General features: G+C 50.8%; 8 protein-coding genes. 4 read left to right on the top strand and 4 right to left on the bottom strand.

Features of this window, described 5'->3' with window-relative positions; genetic code table 11:
• Window positions 1–565 (top strand): alpha-amylase family protein (locus CINSTRO3249_RS13255; protein ID WP_074013611.1); only part of this gene is annotated, 565 nt, incomplete at its 5' end.
• 19 nt (window positions 566–584) lie between these two features.
• On the opposite strand, the gene CINSTRO3249_RS13260 is transcribed toward CINSTRO3249_RS13255, so the two are convergent.
• Window positions 585–884, bottom strand: a complete 300-nt coding sequence (locus tag CINSTRO3249_RS13260) for a hypothetical protein (RefSeq protein ID WP_074013612.1) — start codon at window positions 882–884, stop codon at window positions 585–587.
• Between the two features lie 88 nt (window positions 885–972).
• On the opposite strand from CINSTRO3249_RS13260, the gene CINSTRO3249_RS13265 reads away from it, so the two are divergent.
• Both CINSTRO3249_RS13265 and CINSTRO3249_RS13270 read left to right on the top strand, forming a co-directional pair.
• The gene (locus tag CINSTRO3249_RS13265; protein WP_125933197.1) at window positions 973–1167 is read left to right on the top strand and encodes a transposase; all 195 of its coding nucleotides are present in this window, start codon (window positions 973–975) and stop codon (window positions 1165–1167) included.
• Window positions 1168–1184: 17 nt separating this feature from the next.
• On the top strand, window positions 1185–1457 hold the full coding sequence (locus CINSTRO3249_RS13270; protein ID WP_074013614.1) for an HU family DNA-binding protein: 273 nt from the start codon (window positions 1185–1187) through the stop codon (window positions 1455–1457).
• Between the two features lie 269 nt (window positions 1458–1726).
• Here the strand turns inward: CINSTRO3249_RS13270 and CINSTRO3249_RS13275 are convergent, their stop codons facing one another.
• A complete protein-coding gene (locus CINSTRO3249_RS13275; RefSeq protein ID WP_074013617.1) occupies window positions 1727–1993 on the bottom strand; it encodes a hypothetical protein in 267 nt (88 codons plus the stop codon).
• Window positions 1994–2990: 997 nt separating this feature from the next.
• Window positions 2991–3200, bottom strand: a complete 210-nt coding sequence (locus CINSTRO3249_RS13280; RefSeq protein ID WP_074013615.1) for a hypothetical protein — start codon at window positions 3198–3200, stop codon at window positions 2991–2993.
• A gap of 614 nt (window positions 3201–3814) precedes the next feature.
• Between CINSTRO3249_RS13280 and CINSTRO3249_RS13285 the strand changes: the two genes are divergently transcribed.
• On the top strand, window positions 3815–4084 hold the full coding sequence (locus tag CINSTRO3249_RS13285; protein ID WP_074013616.1) for a phage holin, lambda family: 270 nt from the start codon (window positions 3815–3817) through the stop codon (window positions 4082–4084).
• A 37-nt stretch (window positions 4085–4121) separates the two neighbouring features.
• On the opposite strand, the gene CINSTRO3249_RS13290 is transcribed toward CINSTRO3249_RS13285, so the two are convergent.
• Window positions 4122–4350: integrase core domain-containing protein (locus tag CINSTRO3249_RS13290; protein ID WP_143146879.1), on the bottom strand; the 229-nt coding region annotated here is incomplete at its 5' end.

Here is a 4350-nt window from a genome sequence, read left to right on the forward strand (position 1 = left end):
GGGCCAAGTCGCATTTGATACGCAAGAGTTCGTCGAGACGCTGGAGAACGCCGGTTTGCCAAAAGACCAGGCGCGGGCGATCTCTATCGCCGTTCGCAAGTCTCACGAGGTGGCGGATGTGGCGACCAAAGCGGATATCGCCGAGGTGAACCGCAACATTTCGGACGTGCGTAAGGACTTGTCCGCCGAAATCGCGGAAGCCTGCAAAGATACAGCTATTCGGTTTGAGAAAGTCGATGCTCAGATAGCTGAAGCTCGCAAGGACATGGCGGCCCAGTTTGAGAAGACAGACGCCAAAATCGCCGAAGTCCGCAAGGATTTGGCCTTTGACATCGCCGATGCCCGCAAAGAGGCCGCGGCAAGGGCGGATAGGACCGATGCTGAAATCACCGGCGTACGAAAAGATATGGCGGCGCTTTTCGAGAAGAACGAGGCTCAGATAGCGCTAGTTCGCAAGGACATGGAAGCCCTGACGAATGGCTTGCTCATAAAAATCACCAAGGTCATGCTTGGCTGTGTTGGTCTGGCTTCCGCGATCGTAACCATCGCCGTTAAATTATTCTGAATTCCCTCCGCATCAGAAATTACGCTCTGTCCTTCCGGCGTTTGAAATCCGCGATATCGACAACCGGCGCTGCAATTTTGGGTTTGCGGCGTTTGCGAGTCTTTTTCGGCGCGGACAGGTTCTTAATCGTAAATCCTGCGATGGGAAGCTCGTTCTCACCAACCAGCTCGATAGCCGAAAACTCACTATCTTCAATGTGAAAATACAGGTTAACCCCCGTAAGATATTCGATACCATCATCGCCCATTTCATCCATCAGGCGGCACAGCGAGTTAATCAACTGCTCCCGCGTCCAGCGACCTTCAAATTTGACTCTCAATCTGACCTCCTGTAGAACGTGCCGCGATTTGGCCGATAGTGCCAGTTTAAAAAAGATAGAGTCATTTATAAACAAATGGTTATTTGCTATGCAGCACGAAATGAAAGCTAAAATAGACTTCATGACCGGACGCGAAGAAGGAATGCATGAAGGTCTTCAGGTTGGGCGCTACGAAGGAAAACGCGAAGTCGCCCGTAAAATGCTTATCGGCGGCATGTCGCTCTTCAGCATCAGGAAATTTACCGGCCTGAAAGAGTCTGATATTCGAGCTATCCAATCTTAACTGCCACGAGGAACAGCATGAACAAACGAGAATTGACCCGCGTCGTCAGCGAGAAAGCCGACATCTCCCAAACCAAGGCCGGACTCGTCATCGACGCCATCACCGAGGCCGTCACTCAGGCACTGGCGGCAGGGGATGCCGTTAAACTGAGTGGATTCGGCACCTTTGGAGTCAAAACCCGCGCCGAGCGCACAGGCCGCAATCCCCAAACCGGCGAGGCCATGACCATTCCGGCGGCACGGGTTCCCGCGTTCCGGGCGGGGAAGGCGCTGAAAGAGGCGGTGAGGTAAAAAAACCGGCGCGGAGGAGCCGGTTTGGGAAGGTGTCTCGTGCGTCGTTATCGTTGTGTCGCGGCAACGTTATAGATTTCGGTACCGTCGCTGTCAATCTTCCTCAGCTGATTTTTCCGTAATTGCCAGTGACATGGAGCACATACTCAGAGGGGGGCGCTAAAACACGCTGTACGCCCCTCTGAGCGATTTTCTCCGTTTCTGACGTGAAATCCTGCCTCTGAGGCGTTTAGATCTCACCACGGCCCGTACAGGCGCTTTTAGCGCGGCTATCGTTGGTTTCTGTCGCGCTCCTCGCGCACTATCTCCAAAAACACCGCCTCGAACTCCGGTATTGCGGCTGTCTCGGCCTTCAGAATGTACTTCTGCACAAAATATTCCGGGTCTGCCCCGATGCGCCTCGCTGCCTCAAATCCCCGTTTCACCCACTCAAGCGGCAGGTGATGCTCATCGGCAAGGCGGGCGGTGCGGCTCCAGTCGAAGCGGTCGATTTCTTCTTCGCGCAAGATGCGGATAGATTTTTTATCGTAGGTCATGGCTCTGGTCACCATTTGGCAATGTCGTTGCTGGCTATGATGGCACGAAAATCAGGGTGCAAAAAAAAACCGGCCTCAGCGGGCCGGTGATAAAAGTTGGTGGTATGGCAATTTTGAGCTATTTAGAGGAGTTTGCAGTCTGACTGTAGCGAAAGATGCAGTCAGTTAATCCCATAAAACGCGCCGACATTTCGTAAAAAAACCGGCGTTGGCAGCCGGTAACATGGATTACAAAGGTGGTGATAGTAGGAGTAAGTCATATGCAGGATGACTATCGCCAATCCTGCAATCCTGCAATCCTGCAATCCTGCAATCCTGCGATATCCGATAAAGCACTGATGCTTTCTGTGTAAGGCGAATAGCAAAAAAAGACCGGCTCGAGAGGGCCGGTAATACTAAGAGGTGGCAATGCGGTATTTTCTAAAAGGAAGTAGGAGGTCAAAGCAGCGGACTATGTGTTTTGACCGCTGCACGATAGTCCAGTCTTTCCTTAGCGCCGAGAGAAGACGTTACATGAGTAACACTCCGTAGCGTGCGTGGGATAAGTGGTGTGAAAAGTCGCGCCGTTTTGGTTCTAAATTTTGCCAAGATTGTTCTCAGATTGAGTCGGTTTTTTTCTCAATTTGAGAATATCCCTCTCTCGCGCCGCTTTTGTTCTCAAATCTCGCCAGATTTTTTCTCAATTTGAGTCACGAAAGGTGCTCGAGGTGAGCTATCTCAATAGGACTTCCCCAACTTTACAACATGACTTCCCCGAGGCAGGGAGGGGAAGGCCATTTCTCATCGCTAAATTCGTGCGCCTTTTGTTTCAATAGGTTAGGGAGAATCTCTGAATTCGTGCGTGACTTTTCGCAAAATCTGTGAAGCCATTTTTTCCACTCTTTTTCCCATCGCTGAATTAGTTCACCTTTCTTTTCAATCACTTACGTCGAATCGCTGGATTCGTGCGTGACTTTTCATTAAAACCGTGAAGGATTTTCGACTAAAAATTGTCCCGTTACACCTTTTGGGCCTTTTTGCGGCGCTCATAAAGATCGTACAGCGCCTTTCTCATCACGTTGGCTTTCGTCATTTCCATGTCTAGGCGCAAAAAATCCAGCGCCTTCTGTTGCCGAGGCGAGAGGATTATCGTGAATTTCTTCTCCTTTGGCGCGGGCAGTTGGCTTCTTATCAAAGCTTGGCGCAGGGACTTCTCTCCTTCAGTCATGTCTCTTCCCTTAGGAAATTAAAGTGTGATGTTTGTCACAAAAATAAAATGTTAATAAATGTGTCTTGATCGCGCGAATCTAGCGATTTGCGGAATTTAAGCGGCAAACAACAGTTATATACCCGTTAATATTACGTCAATTTACCGTTAATCTCTAGATTCACGACACATTTAGACACATTTAAAATCCGCCGCCAAACTTCGTGCTTGCCAAATATTTTGTTGCATGATACTGATATTACATACAGCTGTTTTTATATACAGCGTAGTTTGTACCTTTCCGTATGTGGCCTGGCGTGAAAGCGTTAGGCAAAGACAGCGTATGCGATGAGTACGCACAGACGGAATAGCCGGACGGTGGGCGATAAACGTAGCCGGGCTTGGGGCGGGAAAACACCATTCCTCGACGAACAGGGCGACTTCTGCGACAGCACTTTACCGCACAAGCAATCCAAGTACAGCGTGTCTTACTGACCGAGGATATTGATGCAGTGTCTTCCGTCAGTCAGATAACGACATGTCTCTTTTACTTTCTCTGGCTTTGCGCGCGCAGGGCTGCAACGGCGTTTGCCCATGCGGGGGCGAGCGCCCGTTAAAAAAACAGGATTTCTCTCATGCCAGATCGTGACCCGTGCCTCTGGGCCGGGACGCTCGCCTGGCTGTTTCACGTCAGGGAGCAGGCCGTTGCGGCCACTATCGCCGCCTTCATGGCCTTTCTCAGGGGCCGCTATCATGGCACCCGACTCCATAAAACCTTACTCGATGCCATGATGTGCGCCCTTATCGCCTGGTTTATCCGCGACAGCCTCGGCGCGCTCGACATAGATAACGACTTTTCCTATCTCGGCAGCATCATCGTCGGCTATCTCGGCACCGATTATTGAATAACCCCGAGTTTATTAGAGAGTAATTTTGGCAATACTACGCCGCTTCCTCTGATGCTAATTGCAAAGCGTAATAGTTCATTTCGGCTTCAGTAGGAGGGATGTAACCCAGCCGCCCGAGCAGCCTTCTGTTGTTGTACCAGTCCACCCAGTCCAGCGTGGCCAACTCCACTTCCGTCCGGTTTTTCCAGCTCCCGCGGTGGATAACCTCCGTTTTGTACAACCCGTTGATACTCTCTGCCATCGCATTATCGTAGGAGTCGCCG

This window comes from Candidatus Sodalis sp. SoCistrobi, assembly GCF_900143145.1.
Classification (GTDB): domain Bacteria; phylum Pseudomonadota; class Gammaproteobacteria; order Enterobacterales; family Enterobacteriaceae; genus SoCistrobi.

What these genes read in the sequence shown, in the direction of transcription:
- CINSTRO3249_RS13265 (WP_125933197.1), top strand. Translation starts at nt 973, where the DNA reads ATGCAGCACGAAATGAAAGCTAAAATAGACTTCATGACCGGACGCGAA.
- CINSTRO3249_RS13270 (WP_074013614.1), top strand. Translation starts at nt 1,185, where the DNA reads ATGAACAAACGAGAATTGACCCGCGTCGTCAGCGAGAAAGCCGACATC.
- CINSTRO3249_RS13275 (WP_074013617.1), bottom strand. Translation starts at nt 1,993, where the DNA reads ATGACCTACGATAAAAAATCTATCCGCATCTTGCGCGAAGAAGAAATC.
- CINSTRO3249_RS13280 (WP_074013615.1), bottom strand. Translation starts at nt 3,200, where the DNA reads ATGACTGAAGGAGAGAAGTCCCTGCGCCAAGCTTTGATAAGAAGCCAA.
- CINSTRO3249_RS13285 (WP_074013616.1), top strand. Translation starts at nt 3,815, where the DNA reads ATGCCAGATCGTGACCCGTGCCTCTGGGCCGGGACGCTCGCCTGGCTG.